At 73.9% G+C, this 14313-nt stretch carries 11 protein-coding genes; 4 read left to right on the top strand and 7 right to left on the bottom strand.

What is annotated here, in order from left to right:
- Positions 1-100 precede the first annotated feature (100 nt).
- Entirely contained in the window at positions 101-1972 is a 1872-nt protein-coding gene (locus tag AABM36_RS05595; RefSeq protein ID WP_423447820.1) for an ABC-F family ATP-binding cassette domain-containing protein, read from the top strand.
- Positions 1973-1996: 24 nt separating this feature from the next.
- On the opposite strand, the gene AABM36_RS05590 is transcribed toward AABM36_RS05595, so the two are convergent.
- The 7 genes from AABM36_RS05590 to AABM36_RS05560 form a co-directional block, all read right to left on the bottom strand.
- Complete coding sequence (locus AABM36_RS05590; RefSeq protein ID WP_423447818.1) at positions 1997-3040, bottom strand: GTP-binding protein; 1044 nt, start codon at positions 3038-3040, stop codon at positions 1997-1999.
- 195 nt (positions 3041-3235) lie between these two features.
- The gene (locus AABM36_RS05585; RefSeq protein ID WP_423447816.1) at positions 3236-3874 is read right to left on the bottom strand and encodes a diguanylate cyclase; all 639 of its coding nucleotides are present in this window, start codon (positions 3872-3874) and stop codon (positions 3236-3238) included.
- 58 nt (positions 3875-3932) lie between these two features.
- Positions 3933-4247 (bottom strand): antibiotic biosynthesis monooxygenase family protein, encoded by a 315-nt coding sequence (locus AABM36_RS05580; protein ID WP_423447814.1) that lies wholly within the window; start codon positions 4245-4247, stop codon positions 3933-3935.
- 57 nt (positions 4248-4304) lie between these two features.
- Complete coding sequence (locus tag AABM36_RS05575) at positions 4305-5747, bottom strand: RNB domain-containing ribonuclease (RefSeq protein ID WP_423447812.1); 1443 nt, start codon at positions 5745-5747, stop codon at positions 4305-4307.
- A 125-nt stretch (positions 5748-5872) separates the two neighbouring features.
- On the bottom strand, positions 5873-6862 hold the full coding sequence (locus AABM36_RS05570; protein ID WP_423447810.1) for a 4-(cytidine 5'-diphospho)-2-C-methyl-D-erythritol kinase: 990 nt from the start codon (positions 6860-6862) through the stop codon (positions 5873-5875).
- Complete coding sequence (rsmA, locus tag AABM36_RS05565; protein ID WP_423447808.1) at positions 6859-7917, bottom strand: 16S rRNA (adenine(1518)-N(6)/adenine(1519)-N(6))-dimethyltransferase RsmA; 1059 nt, start codon at positions 7915-7917, stop codon at positions 6859-6861. Before rsmA ends, AABM36_RS05570 begins: the two co-directional genes overlap by 4 nt.
- 125 nt (positions 7918-8042) lie before the next feature.
- Complete coding sequence (locus AABM36_RS05560) at positions 8043-9044, bottom strand: TatD family hydrolase (protein ID WP_423447806.1); 1002 nt, start codon at positions 9042-9044, stop codon at positions 8043-8045.
- Positions 9045-9221: 177 nt separating this feature from the next.
- On the opposite strand from AABM36_RS05560, the gene AABM36_RS05555 reads away from it, so the two are divergent.
- From AABM36_RS05555 to AABM36_RS05545, 3 genes are read left to right on the top strand one after another with little or no spacing between them, the layout of a single operon-like run.
- Positions 9222-10172 carry an AAA family ATPase gene (locus AABM36_RS05555; RefSeq protein ID WP_423447804.1) on the top strand — a complete coding sequence of 317 codons (951 nt, stop codon included), beginning with the start codon at positions 9222-9224 and terminating at the stop codon, positions 10170-10172.
- Entirely contained in the window at positions 10169-11575 is a 1407-nt protein-coding gene (locus AABM36_RS05550) for a DUF58 domain-containing protein (RefSeq protein ID WP_423447802.1), read from the top strand. The genes AABM36_RS05555 and AABM36_RS05550 overlap by 4 nt, the downstream gene beginning before the upstream one ends.
- On the top strand, positions 11572-14205 hold the full coding sequence (locus tag AABM36_RS05545; RefSeq protein ID WP_423447800.1) for a transglutaminaseTgpA domain-containing protein: 2634 nt from the start codon (positions 11572-11574) through the stop codon (positions 14203-14205). The genes AABM36_RS05550 and AABM36_RS05545 overlap by 4 nt, the downstream gene beginning before the upstream one ends.
- The last annotated feature ends 108 nt before the right edge of the window (positions 14206-14313 follow it).

Below are 14313 nucleotides of genomic sequence, written 5' to 3'. Positions count from 1 at the left end.
CTCGCCACCCGGCCGTGCGGCGTCGTCGTCCGTGGGCGGGCCCCATGCACGGGCCGCGGCGGCACCCGGGGAGCCCGCCGCGCGCTTGTATCCTTGGCGGGTGGCTCATCTGATCGGCGGAGAAAACGTGCACCTCGAGTACCCCACCAAGACCGTGTTCGACGCGGTGAGCGTGGGGATCGACGAGGGTGACCGGATCGGCATCGTCGGTCGCAACGGGGACGGCAAGTCCACCCTCATGCGCCTGCTCGCCGGTCGGATCCCACCCGACTCCGGGCGCGTGACCGTGCGCTCCGGGACCACCGTGGGCATGCTGGACCAGGCGGACACCCTGGACCCGGACCAGACCGTGGGTCACGCCGTGGTGGGGGACGTCCCCGACTACGTGTGGGCCGCGGACCCCAAGGTGCGCGACGTGGTGTCCGGGCTGGTCTCGGACGTGGACTGGGACACCCCCGTGGGCCAGCTCTCCGGAGGCCAGCGGCGCCGGGTGGCGCTCGCGAGCCTGCTCACCGGGGACTGGGACGTGATCTTCCTGGACGAGCCCACCAACCACCTGGACGTGGACGGCATCACGTGGCTCGCCACGCACCTGAACAGCCGGTGGTCGAAGAACTCCGGTGCCCTGGCCGTGGTCACCCACGACCGCTGGTTCCTGGACGCGGTCTGCACGGACACGTGGGAGGTGCACGACCGCGTCGTCGAGCCCTTCGAGGGCGGGTACGCCGCGTACGTGCTGCAGCGCGTGGAGCGCGACCGCCAGGCCGCCGTGGTGGAGCAGAAGCGGCAGAACCTCATGCGCAAGGAGCTCGCGTGGCTGCGCCGGGGAGCACCGGCGCGCACGTCCAAGCCGAAGTTCCGCATCGAGGCCGCGAACACCCTGATCGAGGACGTGCCGCCGCCCCGGGACACCGTGTCCCTGTCACGGATGGCCGTGTCCCGGCTGGGCAAGGACGTGGTGGACATCGAGGGCGTCTCCGTCTCCTTCCCCGCCCCGGAGGGCTCGGAGGGTGCCGAGACGCGGGTGCTGCGGGACGTCACGTGGCTCATCGCCCCCGGCGAGCGCACCGGCATCCTGGGCGTCAACGGGGCGGGCAAGTCCACCCTGCTGGGCCTGGTCACCGGGGACGTGCAGCCCACCACGGGACGGGTCAAGCGCGGGAAGACCGTGAAGATCGCCACGCTCACGCAGCAGCTGGCCGAGCTGGAGGACGTCGCGGACGATCGCGTCTCGGACGTGGTGGCTCAGAAGAAGACCTCGTACGTGACCGGCGGCAAGGAGATGACGCCCACGCAGCTGCTCGAACGGCTGGGCTTCACCTCCGCGCAGCTCAAGACTCCGGTCAAGGACCTCTCCGGCGGGCAGAAGCGGCGCCTGCAGCTGCTGCTCATCCTGCTGGACGAGCCCAACGTGCTGATCCTGGACGAGCCGTCCAACGACCTGGACACGGACATGCTCGCCGCCATGGAGGACCTGCTGGACACGTGGCCCGGCACGCTGCTGGTGGTCTCCCACGACCGCTACCTGCTGGAGCGCGTGACCGACCAGCAGTACGCGGTGGTGGACGGCCGCTTCCGGCACCTGCCCGGCGGGGTGGACGAGTACCTGCAGCTGTCCTCCTCGGCGGCCTCGGGCTCCGCCGCGGGTTCCGCGGGTGCCTCCAACCCGCTCGCCGCCGGAGCGTCCTCCTCCCCTGCCGCCCCCGCGGACGACGCCGCCGCGTCCCGGCCCGCGGGCAGGCCCGCCCTGGGCGGCGCCGAGGCGAGGGCCGCGCAGAAGGAGCTGGGCGCCGTCGAGCGCAAGCTGCAGAAGCTGCAGAAGGAGGTGGCGGCGCTGGACGCCACCATGGCCGCTGCGGATCCCTCCGACTTCGAGGGCCTGGGCAAGCTCGCGGCGCAGAAGTCGCAGCTGCAGGAGCAGGTGGACGAGCTCGAGCTGCGGTGGCTCGAGCTCGGCGAAGCCCTCGAGTAGTCCCCGAGCAGCCCGCCGGGACCGTCAGCCCGAGCGGCCGCTCAGCGTGGGCCAGGCCGGGAAGGGGTCCTCGAAGGTGGCCCACGCGCCGGGACCGGCCGCGAGCTCATCGTCCGTGAGGGCGGCGTCGTCCAGTGCCGTGCACAGGGCCGGGGCGTCCAGGTCCAGGCCGATGATCCCGAGGTCCTGCCCCAGCGCGAGCAGCTCCTCCCCCTCCGCCACGTGGTCGTCGCCCACCAGGGGGGACAGGCAGATCATCCGGCCAACGTGGTTCCACCGGGCGATCAGGTGCGAGCGCGTGGCCAGGCGGCAGAAGCCCGCCGAACGCACCACCGTGCCGAACTCCCCCGACTCGATCCGCCGGTCCAGCAGCCGGGCGAGCCGCCCGGGGTGCAGCGGCCGGACGTTCTCGTAGTGCAGCGCCGTGACCCGCGGATCCGTCATGTACGGATCGTGCTCCCGGTTGAGCAGGGTCACCCAGCCGGAGCGCTCCTGGGTGACGTCGTAGCGCGTGGCGGACGCGGCGATCTCCCGCAGCCACGGATCCCGCTCGCCGTGGTGCAGGCGCAGGCGGGCCCGCGGGCCCAGGTGGTTCACCAGCGCCATCACCGTGGAGAGCTCCGGCGTGGTCAGCGGTTCCCAGTTGACCAGCACCACCGCGGAGGCGAACTCCACGCACATGACGCCCAGCAGGGCGCGGGCTGTGTGGCGCGGCCGCGCGTGGGGCAGGGCGGGGTGGATCACGCAGTCCTCCCGGTGCAGCTCCGCGAGCAGGTGGGTGGCGTCCACCACGCACAGCACCCCGGTGAGCACCACGCCGGAGTCCGCGGCGGCGCTCGCACCGATCACCTCGGTCACGTCCGTGCACTCGGGGAACTCCACGACCGCCCCCTGGGGACGGGAGCACCACGGGAGCAGGGACATGGCCTCCGCCACGGGTTCCGGAGACGCGCCCACCCGCTGGGCGGACACGAGCATGCGTCCGGTGTGCCGGGCGGTCTCCCGCGCGAACCGCGCCCGTTCCGGGGCGCACGCGCCCACCACTGCCATCACGTCGACGGGGTCCACGCTCGCCTCCCTCGTAGTTGCGCGGCGGGGCTGCCCGGGTCCGCCGCTCGCGAGGGCCGTTCCACCGCGGACGACGGCGAACATTCCGCCGCTTCCTGATAATGGTTCTCATTATGACGCACGGGCGGCGCCCAGAAAAATGCGGCCCCGACCGGGTGTCCGGTCGGGGCCGCACGGGCCGGGAGCGTGGCGGTCTCACTCGCTCCAGTCGTTGGTCCTGATGATCTCCACGAAGTCGTCGCGCTCGAACGAGGGGTCGAAGTGCGCCAGGACATCGGCGTTCATGGTGCCGAACGTGGAGCCCGGGCGGTGCTCCATCCCGTGGTGGAACGCCTGGAGGATGCGGTTCTTGAAGTCCGGACGGGGGTGGGCCTCCACCACTGCCCGGCGCTGGGCGTCCGTGACCTGGTCGAAGTGCATGCCCAGCACGTCCGTCTCCACTCCCGCGCTCACCAGCGCCACCTCGGGCGCCATGAACTCGGGGATCCCCGGGGTGGTGTGCAGCGAGATGCCCAGCCACGCGGTGTGCGCGCGCTCCCGGGAGGCGCCGCGCTCCATGAGGAACTCGAAGACCTCGTTGGCGCCGTCCACCTCGAAACGCAGGGTGGAGTTCTTGTGGTCCTCGGTGAGGCCGCGGTCGTGGAACATGGCGCCCGCGTAGAGCAGCTCGTGGTCCACGCACATCTCCTGCGCATGTCCGAGCAACGCCCCGAAGAAGTAGACACGGCGGGAGTGGTGGTAGAGCAGGTCGTCCTCGGTGTCCCGGATGTACTCGGTCACGTCGCGGGTCAAGGCGGTGTCCGGGACGGCGATCCCGGCAACGGTGTCGGTCATGGAGTGCTCCTCGCTCGAGTGATGGTGGATGAATGCGGTGCCGGCCCGGGCGGCGGACTCAGCCCCCGGCGTTCAGGTCCACGACCTCGAACTCGAGCAGCGAGGCACCGGTGGCCACGGGCTTGCGCGCGCCGCCCGGACCGCCCGCGTGAGCGGCCTTGGCGTTGCCGTCCCGCCACGCCTCGAAGTCCTCCTGGGTGGCCCACATGGTCACCACGTAGTAGCGGTTCTCCCCCGCCACGGGGCGCAGCAGCTGGAAGCCCTCGAACCCGGGCTCCCCGTCCACCGAGTGCTTCCGCGCGGCGAAGCGGGCCTCCAGCTCCGATCCGGAGCCCTCGGGAACCTCGATGGCGTTGATCTTCACGACGGACATGTCAGCCTCCTGGTGCGTTGTGCGGTCCCTCCCACTGTAGGCCCGCGAGGTGACGGATCAGTCGGAGGCGGAACCCGTCACCGGTCCGAACTCGCTGCGTCCCGCCGCCACGTCCGCGCCGAGCAGCCGCACCCGGATCTCGCTGCCCAGGCGCAGACCGGGAGCCTTGAGGCTTGCTTCCACGGCTGGTTCCCGGATCACGATGGTCCCGCGCGAACCGTCCTCCTTGAGGTCCACCACGGTGGCCGTGAAGTCCTGGCCCACGTGGGCCGAGAGCACGAGGGTCTCCACCATGTTCACGATCCCGCGCTCGTACGCGGAGGCTCTGCGGCCCGCGGTCTCCATCTCCGACGGCAGCTGCGGCAGCGCCTGCAGCACCCAGTCCGGCACCGGGCGGCCCGCAGCGACCGCGAGGCACACCTCGCTGCCGTAGCGGTCCACGAGCCGGCGCAGGGGCGCGGTGACGTGGGCGTAGGGCGTGGCCAGCGCCGAGTGCTCGCTGTTCCCGGGCGGCTGCCCCTCGAACGCCTCGTAGCCCGCGCCCCGGAAGAGCAGCGTGCACGCGTGGAGCATGGCCGCGTGGGTTCCCCGCTCCGGGTCCAGGCCCCGCACGAACTCCGGATAGGACACCTCCTCGGGCCACGGAATCTGCAGCGCGGACGCGATCACCCGCAGGCGGCGGACCGCGGAGTCCGTGGCAGGGGGCAGCACCCGCAGCAGCCCCACGCCCGCGTCGAGCATGAGGCGGGCTGCCGCAATGCCCGTGAGCAGTGAGATCTGGGCGTTCCACCCCTCCACCGGCAGGGCGCTGCGGTGCACCACGCGCCACTCGTCCTGCTCCACCACCACCTCCTGCTCCGGGATGCGCAGGCTGACGCCACCGCGCTCGCGCTCCACGGCCTCCCGCAGCTGCCCCACGGTGCGCAGCAGCTGCAGGGCCTCCGGGGCGGTGCCTGAGTCCAGCTGCTCCTGCACCTCGCGGTAGCTCAGCTGCGCCCGGCTGCGCACCAGGGCACGCTCCACACCGGTGCTGACGAGTTCCCCGCGGTCATCCAGACCCAGCCGCCACAGCACCGCGGGGCGCACCCCGTCCGGCAGCAGACTCGCGGCGTCCTCGGAGAGCTCGGGCGGGTGCAGCGGGGTGCGCTGGTGCGGGGCGTAGAGGGTCTGACCACGACGGTGGGCCTCCCGGTCCACGGGATCGCCGGGGCCCACGAACGCCGCGACGTCCGCGATCGCGTACCAGACCGTGAACCCGTCCTGGGCGGCCTCGATGAACACCGCCTGGTCCAGGTCTCGCGATCCCTCGGGGTCGATGGTCACGAGCGGCAGCTCCGTGCGGTCGGTCTCCGGGAGGCGGGGTGCGGCGGCGGCTGCCCTGGCGGCGTCGTGCACCTCCGGCGGGAAGTCGTCCGGGATGGCGAGCTCGCGGCGCAGGGACTCGAGCGCCGCGACGAGCGGCTCCGGAACGGGACGGACCTGCTGCGGACGGATGGCCATGCTGACTCCTCACCCGGCTGCGGCGCCCGGACCGTTCGGGCCGGACGCGCCCGCCGGTCCGGTCGAACCGCGCTGACGCACGTGTGCTGACCCGATTGTGCCCCGGGGCGTTCCCGGGGCCGGGTTCATCCGTGCGCGTCCACCCGCGCGCCGGGCACCGGGGACGCCGTGGCGAGCGCGCGGCGCCCCTCGTGGGAGAAGGCGCGCACGAGCTGCTCCGCGGCCTCGGCGGAGGGCGCCAGGAAGCACACCGTGGGGCCGGAGCCGGACACCCAGCCGGCGAGCGCCCCGAGCCTGGCACCGTGGTCGAGGACGTCGGCGAGCGCCGGGAGCAGCTCGACGGCCGGTGCCTGGAGGTCGTTGCGGACCAGCGCGGCGAGCGCGCCGGGCTCCGCCGGGTCCAGCGCGGCGAGGGCCTGTGCGGGAACCGGGTCCGGGGCGCCGGTGCCCGACACGCCGTGCACGTCATCCCACCGGCGGTACACCGCGGGAGTGGAGAGGCCCTGGTCCTGCGGGACGAAGACCAGGTGCAGCTGCGCGCTGGTGGGGACCGGTTCCAGCTCGGTGCCCGTGCCGCGCCCGAGTGCCGCGCCGCCGAGGAGCATGAAGGGGACGTCCGCCCCCAGACCGGCGCCGAGCCGGGAGAGCTCGCCCTCTGTCAGCGGTGCGGTTCCGAGGTGCTCCGCGAGGAGCTCGTTGACCGCCACGAGCGCGGCCGCCGCGTCCGCGGACCCGCCGCCCATGCCGCCGGCCACGGGCACGGCCTTGCGCACGTGCAGGGCGAGGCCCGGATCATGGACACCCAGGGCGTCGCACACCGCCAGCGCCGCGCGCACCGCCAGGTTCCGCTCGTCCAGCGGGATGTCCGACAGCCTCGCCGCACCCTGTTCCACCGTGCGCGCGTACTCGCTGCCCGGCGCTGGCTCCACCGTGACCGTGACACTCCTCCCGGCCAGGGCGGGGTCCAGGGTGGCCGTGATCGTCTCCCGCAGGTCCACCGCCACGAACAGGGTCTCGAGGGGGTGGTAGCCGTCCGGGGTGGGGCTGCCCACGTGGAGCAGAATGTTGGTCTTGGCCGGGGCGCTCGCGGTGACCCACCGGGGTGCTGCGGTCATGCGCGCTCCCCCGGGGTCCCGTCCGGCCCCGTGAGCGCGGTGTGCTCACGGCCCGCCAGAGGGGCGTCGTCCGCTCCTGGCACCTCGTCCCGGTCCCCCGCGGGGGCAGCGCCCGCAACCGGTCCCTCTCCCTCACCCACGACCGGGGTGGCCTCGGCCAGGGACGTGGGCGGGGCGTCGTCGGCGGCCAGGGCGTTGGCTGCCTCCGCAATGCGCGCGAAGTCGGTGACGGCGAGCTTCTCACCGCGCTCGGCGGGGTCCACTCCCGCGGCGCGCAGGATCTCCTCCGCCCGCGCACCCGAGCCGGCCCAGCCGCTCAGCGCCGCCCGCAGGGTCTTGCGCCGCTGGGCGAACGCGGCGTCGACCACCGCGAACGTGGGCACCCGCAGGCGCTCCTCGGCGGGCGGCTCGCGGCGTTCCAGCCGCACCAGGCCCGAGGCGATCTTGGGCGCGGGCCAGAACACGTTCTTCCCGATCACCCCGGCCTTGCCGACCTGCGCGTACCACGTGGCCTTCACGGACGGCACGCCGTACACGCGCGAGCCCGGGCCGGCGGCCAGGCGGTCCGCGACCTCGTCCTGGACCATCACCAGCCCGTGCCGGATGCTCGGGAAGGTCTCGAGGATGTGCAGCAGCACGGGCACGGCCACGTTGTACGGCAGGTTGGCCACGAGCGCCGTGGGCTGCGCATCCCCAGGCAGCTCACGCACGCGGGCGGCGTCGGCCTCCACCACGCTCAGCCGCGGCGCAGCCTCCGGGAAGAAGCGCGCCACGGTCTCCGGCAGCTGCCGCGCGAGCGGCGGGTCGATCTCCACCGCCGTGACCGCCGACGACGCCGCCAGCAGCCCCAGCGTCAACGACCCCAGCCCGGGCCCCACCTCCAGGACGTGCTCCTCCGGCGTGAGGTGCGCTGCCGCGACGATGCGGCGGATGGTGTTGGGGTCGATCACGAAGTTCTGACCCAGGGTCTTGGTGGGGCGGATGCCCGCCCGCTCGGCGAGTTCCCTGATCTCCGCGGGGCCCAGCAGGGGCCCGGCTGCGCTGTGCTCGGTCACCGGACAATCCTACGGGGCGGGCCCACGGAGCACGTCCCAGCACCCGGTGTGACCCGCGGAGAGCGCTGCGCCGGAGGTCCGGGACGGGTCCCCGGCGGAGCCTCTCCTCACGCGTCACCCGCCCCTCAGAACTCCCCGTACACCGTCCGCGAGGTGTCCCAGATCTGGCGGCACAGCGTCTCCAGGTCCGTGCCCAGCAGCTGGGCCATCCCGCGCACCGTGTGGTTGACCATGTACGGGGCGTTGGGGCGACCCCGGAACGGGTGGGGTGTGAGGAACGGGGCGTCCGTCTCGCACAGCACGAGTGCGGGGTCCGCGACCCGCAGGGCCTCCTGAAGCGCCGTGGCGTTCTTGAACGTCACGGTCCCCGCGAAGGACATGTACCAGCCGTTCTCGTTGCACACCCGCGCGAGCTCCGCGTCCCCGGAGAAGCAGTGGAACACCGTGCGTTCCGGGGCGCCGGCGTCCCGCAGGATGCGCAGGACGACCTCGTGGGCCTCGCGGTCGTGGATCTGCATCGCCAGGCCGTGGCGCTTCGCCAGCTCGATGTGGGCGCGGAACGACTCCTCCTGCGCCGCCAGTCCCTCCTCCGGGGTGTGCACCCGGTCCATCCCGGTCTCCCCCACGGCACGCACCCGGTCCTGCGCCGCGAGCTCGTCGATCTCCCGCAGCGCCGCCTCCAGCTCACCACGGTGCGCCAGCTGAGGTGCCTCGTTGGGGTGCAGCGCCACTGCCGCGAGCACACCGGGCACCGCCTGGGCCGCAGCCACCGCGAACCGGGAGGACTCCACGTCGCACCCGGCCTGCACCACGCCGGCCACGGAGGCGTCCCGCGCGGTGGCCACGGCGTCCGCCACGGACACGCGCACCAGCCCGTCCTGCATGTCCAGGTGGGTGTGGTTGTCCACCACGGGGTGCGGCAGGGGCTCGGGCAGCGCGGGGAAGCGGAGGTTGCGCTTCTGCCCGTGGACGTCGGTGTCCGCACGCCGCTCGGTGCCCTCCCCGGTCGGGGCACCGGCCGCCAGCGCGTACCGCTCGGGGTCGTAGGCGGCGGGCGTCTCACCGGCAACGGGGGCGGGGCGCGCGCCGTGCGGCCACAGGGACTCGGTCAGGGCTGTCTCGATCACGGCTCCACGATAGGCGACGACGCCGCCCGGCCCGCTCGCTCCGGCCCGCACCGCCCGGTCCGCGGGCCGCCCACGGCCCCGGACAGGGGTGCGGGCGCAATGCGCGCGGACCTGCGCAATTCCTGAGAACATGGTCCCCGGACCACCCCCGCCCCCATGCCCGTGAGACGAGGAAATATGGAGCAGTTCGCCGCCCGCACCCAGGCCGTCCTGAACCGCATGAACGCGGTCATCGACGGCAAGCCCGCCGAGACCCGCACCGCGCTGACGGTGCTGCTGGCCGGGGGCCACCTGCTGGTGGAGGACGTTCCGGGCGTGGGCAAGACCATGCTCGCGCGCACGCTGGCGGGGGCGATCGGCGGTTCGGTGAGCCGCATCCAGTTCACCCCCGACCTGCTTCCCACGGACATCACCGGCGTCTCGGTCTACGACCAGGTGCGCCGGGAGTTCGAGTTCAAGCCGGGCCCGGTGTTCGCGAACATCGTGATCGGGGACGAGATCAACCGCGCGTCCGCCAAGACCCAGTCCGCTCTGCTGGAGGCCATGGCGGAGGGTCAGGTCACGGCGGACGGCACCACGTACCGGCTGCAGTCCCCGTTCATGGTGGTGGCCACGCAGAACCCCGTGGAGATGGACGGCACGTTCCCGCTCCCCGAGGCCCAGCGGGACCGTTTCACAGCGCGGATCTCCATGGGCTACCCGGACGCGGACGCGGAGGTCGCCATGCTCTCGGAGCACGGTTCCGGCTCTCCCCTGGCCGGGCTGGATCCCGTACTGGGCGTGGACCAGGCCCGCCTGCTCGTGCAGCACGTGGCGTCCCTGCACGTGTCCACCGCGGTGCGCCGCTACATCGTGGCGCTGTGCCAGGCCACGCGCTCCCACCCCCACCTGCGCCTCGGGGCGAGCCCCCGCGCCGCCCTGCAGCTGCAGGCGACCGCCCGCGCGCACGCCGCCCTGGCGGGCCGGAACCACGTGCTGCCGGACGACGTCAAGGACGTGGCGGTTCCGGTTCTCGCCCACCGCCTCATCCTGGAGCGCCGCTCCGGTGCGGACAGCAGCCAGGAGATCGTGCGCGGCATCCTCGACGACGTCCGCGTCCCCACCGAAGACGCCGCGCAGACCCGATGAGGGCCACCACCTCCCGTGTGGACTCGCGCGCCAAGTTCACGCCGCGCGGGTGGTGCTTCCTGGTCGCGGCGGTGCTGTGCCTCGCGGCGGCCACGTGGCTCGGACGCAAGGACGTTCTGGCGCTGTCCCTCTTCCTGGGCGCCGTCCCGCTGCTGGCTTCGCTCGCCATGTGGCTCGTCAAGCCCCGTGTGCTCCTGAAGCGCTCGGTGGACCCGGCCCTGGTCACGCTCGGCGACGCCGCCCTGGTGGCCCTGCGGATCCGACGCCGCTCCTCCTTCGGCTCCCGTGCGGGCACCCCGGGGTCCTTCACCTCTGAGCGCGCCGCCGTGGAGGTCCACGAGACGGTGGACCCGCTGCTGGGTGTGGACCAGGACGTCTCGGTCCCGGTCTCCGGTGCGCCCGTGACGTACACGGTGCGCCCGCGGCGTCGGGGGATCCACGAGCTGGGCCCCGCCACGGTGCGCGTGAGCGATCCGTTCGGGGTGGTGACCGAGCTGCTGGACGTCGCCGAGCGCACGTCCCTGCACGTGGCGCCCGACCCCGAGGCGCTCAGCGAGCACGGGGCCTCCATGGTCCCGGAGACGGGCAACGATCCGTCCCGCCGTGCGCAGCCGCAGCCGGGTCCGGACAATGTGACCACGCGCGAGTACCGCCACGGTGACCCGATGCGCCGGGTGCACTGGGCGGCGTCGGCCAAGCACGGCGAGCTGATGGTGCGCCAGGAGGATCCGCGCAGCACGCGCCGGGCGGTCCTGGTCCTGGACTGCGTGGCGCAGCACTGGCCCGGCGCCACGGTGCGGGCCGGGATCCTGGAGTCCACGGAGGAGTTCGAGTGGGCGGTGCGCGCCACCGCGTCCGTCCTGGAGCATCTCACCCGCCGCGAGACAGTGGTCCACGCCCTGGGCGACCAGGGCCGCGCCCTGCCGCGCGGTGATGCGGAGAGCGCCGAGCTGCGGGACACCGCGGTCACGGACACCACGGCCACCGAGGTGGTCCACGGGCTGGCACGGGTGGCGCCCGCGCCCCGCCCCGAGCCGGATGCGGCGCACGACCCGCTGACCGCGCGCCTGGACCGGGAGGGACTCAGCCACCCGGTCATGCTGTTCACGGGCCGGCTGTCCGAGGCGGCCGCCCGCCGCTACGTGCAGGCCACCGCGGGCTGCCCCGCGAGCTCGGTGGTCATGGTGGTGGACCCGCCGCTGAACCGCCCCGCGAGCGCAGCCGTGTTCGAGGCCGCGGGCTGGTCCGTGGTCCTCGTGAGCTGCTGGACCGACGTCGACGCCGCCTGGCTGGCCCTGCGCGGCGGCGGCACCCTGATGGCCCCCCGTCCTCCGGCCCCGGGAACCACCCAGCTGGGCATGGACGAGATGCTGCGCCGCACCCCCCGGAGGACCACCGCATGAGCGCCCCCGATCCCGCGTCCCGCCGCACGCCGTGGGACCGCACGCCGAACCCCGCGGACGGCGCCCCTGCCTCGGACCGCGCGGCCGGCGCACCACGCCACGACCACGCGGGCCACGGTGCCGCGCGCCGGGAGACTCCCGGTGGCGCCCCCACCGAACGCACCGTGGGCGGCACCACTGCCGCGGCGACCGGCCGAGCCGGCGGATCAGAACCCGCTGGCACCCCGGGCCGGGCCCGCAGGCCGGGCCGGGCCACCGGTACCGGCCGCGCGGAGACCGCACCGCGGCGGCGGCCTGCTGGCGGAGCCTCCAACGCCCCGACCAGCGGACCGGGCTCCGCACCGCAGCTGCGGGTGCCGGAGCTGTCCCTGCTGCTGCTCGTGAGCACCGCCCTGGGGTGCGTGGGTCTGGCCGACGCGCTGAGCGGCACGTGGTGGATCCTGCCCGTGGCGGCGACCGTGGTCACCGTGCTGCTGGTGACCGGTGCGGCGCGCTGGCTGCGGCTGCCCTCGGTGCTCGTCACGGTGCTGGGCCTGGCGGCGCTGCTGCTCGCGCTGACGGTGGTGCACCTGAGCGATCACGCGCTGCTGGGCTTCGTGCCCACCGGGGAGACCTTCTCTGCCGCGTCCTCGCTCTGGCAGTCCTCGGGTGACTTCGTGGCCCGGGACGCCGCCCCCTACGGCGAGGATCCGGGACTGTCCTTCGTACTGTGCGCCCTGGTGGGCCTGGTCACGGTGTTCATGGAGACCGTCCTGGTGGGCCTGCGCATGGCGGGGCTGGCGTGCGTGGGAATCCTCACGCTGCAGCTGGTGCCCGCCCTGACCCTGCCCGACAGTGTCAGCACGCTCGGACTGGCGGCCGCCGCCCTCGCCGCACTCGCGCTGCTGGCCGGCTCCCGGATCTGGGGCGCCACCCGCGACCGCCGGATCGCCCCGGCACCGGGAGGGTTGCCGCGCGCCCTGCTCGTGATCGCGGGGGTGCTCGCGGTCGTGCTGCTCGTGCCCTCGGTGATGCCGGGGTTCTTCAACGGCGCGTTCCCCCAGGGCAGCTCGCTGACGTCCGGGCGCGCCTCCGGCGTGGGGCCGCTGCGCGCGGTGGGCCAGGACCTGCGCTCGGCGGAGGACGCCCAGCGCTTCAGCTACACCACCTCGGACGGCCAGGCGCAGTACATGCGCCTGCTGACCCTCTCGGACTTCTCCCAGGACGAGTGGTTCCCGGACACGGAGGGCCTGGACGAGAACCTCTCCGCACTCGGCGGCGCGGCCCGCGAGGCCGTGCCCGGCGGCACGGAGGTCACCGCCAAGGTCACGTTCGACGACTACGACGAGCACTGGCTGCCCGCCCCCTACGCCCCCGCCGACATCTCCGGGCTGGGCGAGGACGGGTGGGGGTGGAACCCGCAGGACCTCACCGTGCACAGCGCGGCCACCGGGATGTCCGGTGCGAGCTACACCGTGACCTCGGTGCCGCCGCAGCCCACCCCTGAGACCCTGCGCCAGGCACCCTCCGAGTCCGCGGACCCCGCGATGACCGAGTACCTCACGCTGCCCGCGGACCGTCCGCAGTCCCTCTCGGACGCGGCCCGGCAGTTCACGGAGGGGGCGGGCACGGACTACGACCGCGCCCTGGCGCTGCAGAACCACCTGCGCCGGGACTTCCAGCACGACGTCAACGCTCCCCTGGCCCAGGGCTACGACGCCGGCGGGATGAGCTCCATGGACACGTTCATGTCCACCCGCACGGGCTACTCGGGGCACTTCGCCCCCGCCATGGCCCTGATGGCGCGCGAGGTCGGGATACCCGCCCGGGTGGCCGTGGGCTACCTCCCCACCGCGGCCACCGCGGACGGCGGCACCTCGTTCGCGGTGGGCACCGGGGACGCCCACGCGTGGCCCGAGCTCTACTTCGAGAACGTGGGATGGGTGCGCTTCGAACCGACCCCCGGTGTGCCGAGCACACCCGACTACGCCCCGGAGACCCCTCAGGACCAGGGCGACGCCTCCGCCTCCCCCACTCCGGACGCGTCGCAGCCCGAGCCAAGCACGAGCGAGGCTTCCGGCGAGAAGCCCAGCGAGCCCGCTTCAGAGCAGCCCAGTGACCCCGCCTCGCCGCAGCCCGGGCAGAGCGGCGCAACCGACGAGCCGGCCCCGCAGGAGCAGCGGCCGGCAGGGCTGCCGCTGCCGTGGTGGGTCGTCGCGGCCGCGATCGCGGTCCCGCTGCTGCTCGTGCTCGCGGCGCTGCCCCGGTTGCTGCGCGGGCGGCGTCGGCGAGCACGGGTCCGCGCGATGCAGGACGCCTCGCTGACCTCGCAGCGCCGGGCGAACGCCGCGTGGGACGAGTTCCGGGCACTCGCCGCGGACCACGGCGCGGCCTCCCGGGTCTCGGACACCCCGCGGGTGCGGGCCAGCCGGCTCGCGGCGGGGATCCCCGCGGCGCAGCGGTCCGTGGACCGCGTGGTCGCGGACCTGGAGAGCGCGAGCTACGGCGCACCGGACTCCTCGTGGAGCCCCCTTACCACCCCGGAGGACCTCGCGACGATCCGCGACGAGTTCCGCCGCCGGGCCTCCCGCGGGCAGCGGTTCCGGGCCACGTGGTGGCCGGCCTCCCTGTTCGGGGGATCCCGCCGCTGACGACGACGCCGGCCGCGCGCCCGGGCGAGCGGGCGGCGTCGTCCAGCAGCGCAGAGCATGAGGCGCACCTCAGACCTCACCGTGGGCGGGACTTTCGCGGCGGGTCAG

Origin of the sequence: Kocuria sp. KSNUG (assembly GCF_049532735.1) — a bacterium.
In the GTDB taxonomy this organism is placed as follows: domain Bacteria; phylum Actinomycetota; class Actinomycetes; order Actinomycetales; family Micrococcaceae; genus Kocuria; species Kocuria rhizophila.
This window is presented reverse-complemented; position numbering and strand designations above follow the sequence as displayed.

Coding starts and splice junctions, on each gene's coding strand:
- AABM36_RS05555 (WP_423447804.1), top strand. CDS start 9,222: ATGGAGCAGTTCGCCGCCCGCACCCAGGCCGTCCTGAACCGCATGAAC.
- AABM36_RS05585 (WP_423447816.1), bottom strand. CDS start 3,874: ATGACCGACACCGTTGCCGGGATCGCCGTCCCGGACACCGCCTTGACC.
- AABM36_RS05545 (WP_423447800.1), top strand. CDS start 11,572: ATGAGCGCCCCCGATCCCGCGTCCCGCCGCACGCCGTGGGACCGCACG.
- AABM36_RS05580 (WP_423447814.1), bottom strand. CDS start 4,247: ATGTCCGTCGTGAAGATCAACGCCATCGAGGTTCCCGAGGGCTCCGGA.
- AABM36_RS05570 (WP_423447810.1), bottom strand. CDS start 6,862: ATGACCGCAGCACCCCGGTGGGTCACCGCGAGCGCCCCGGCCAAGACC.
- AABM36_RS05550 (WP_423447802.1), top strand. CDS start 10,169: ATGAGGGCCACCACCTCCCGTGTGGACTCGCGCGCCAAGTTCACGCCG.
- AABM36_RS05575 (WP_423447812.1), bottom strand. CDS start 5,747: ATGGCCATCCGTCCGCAGCAGGTCCGTCCCGTTCCGGAGCCGCTCGTC.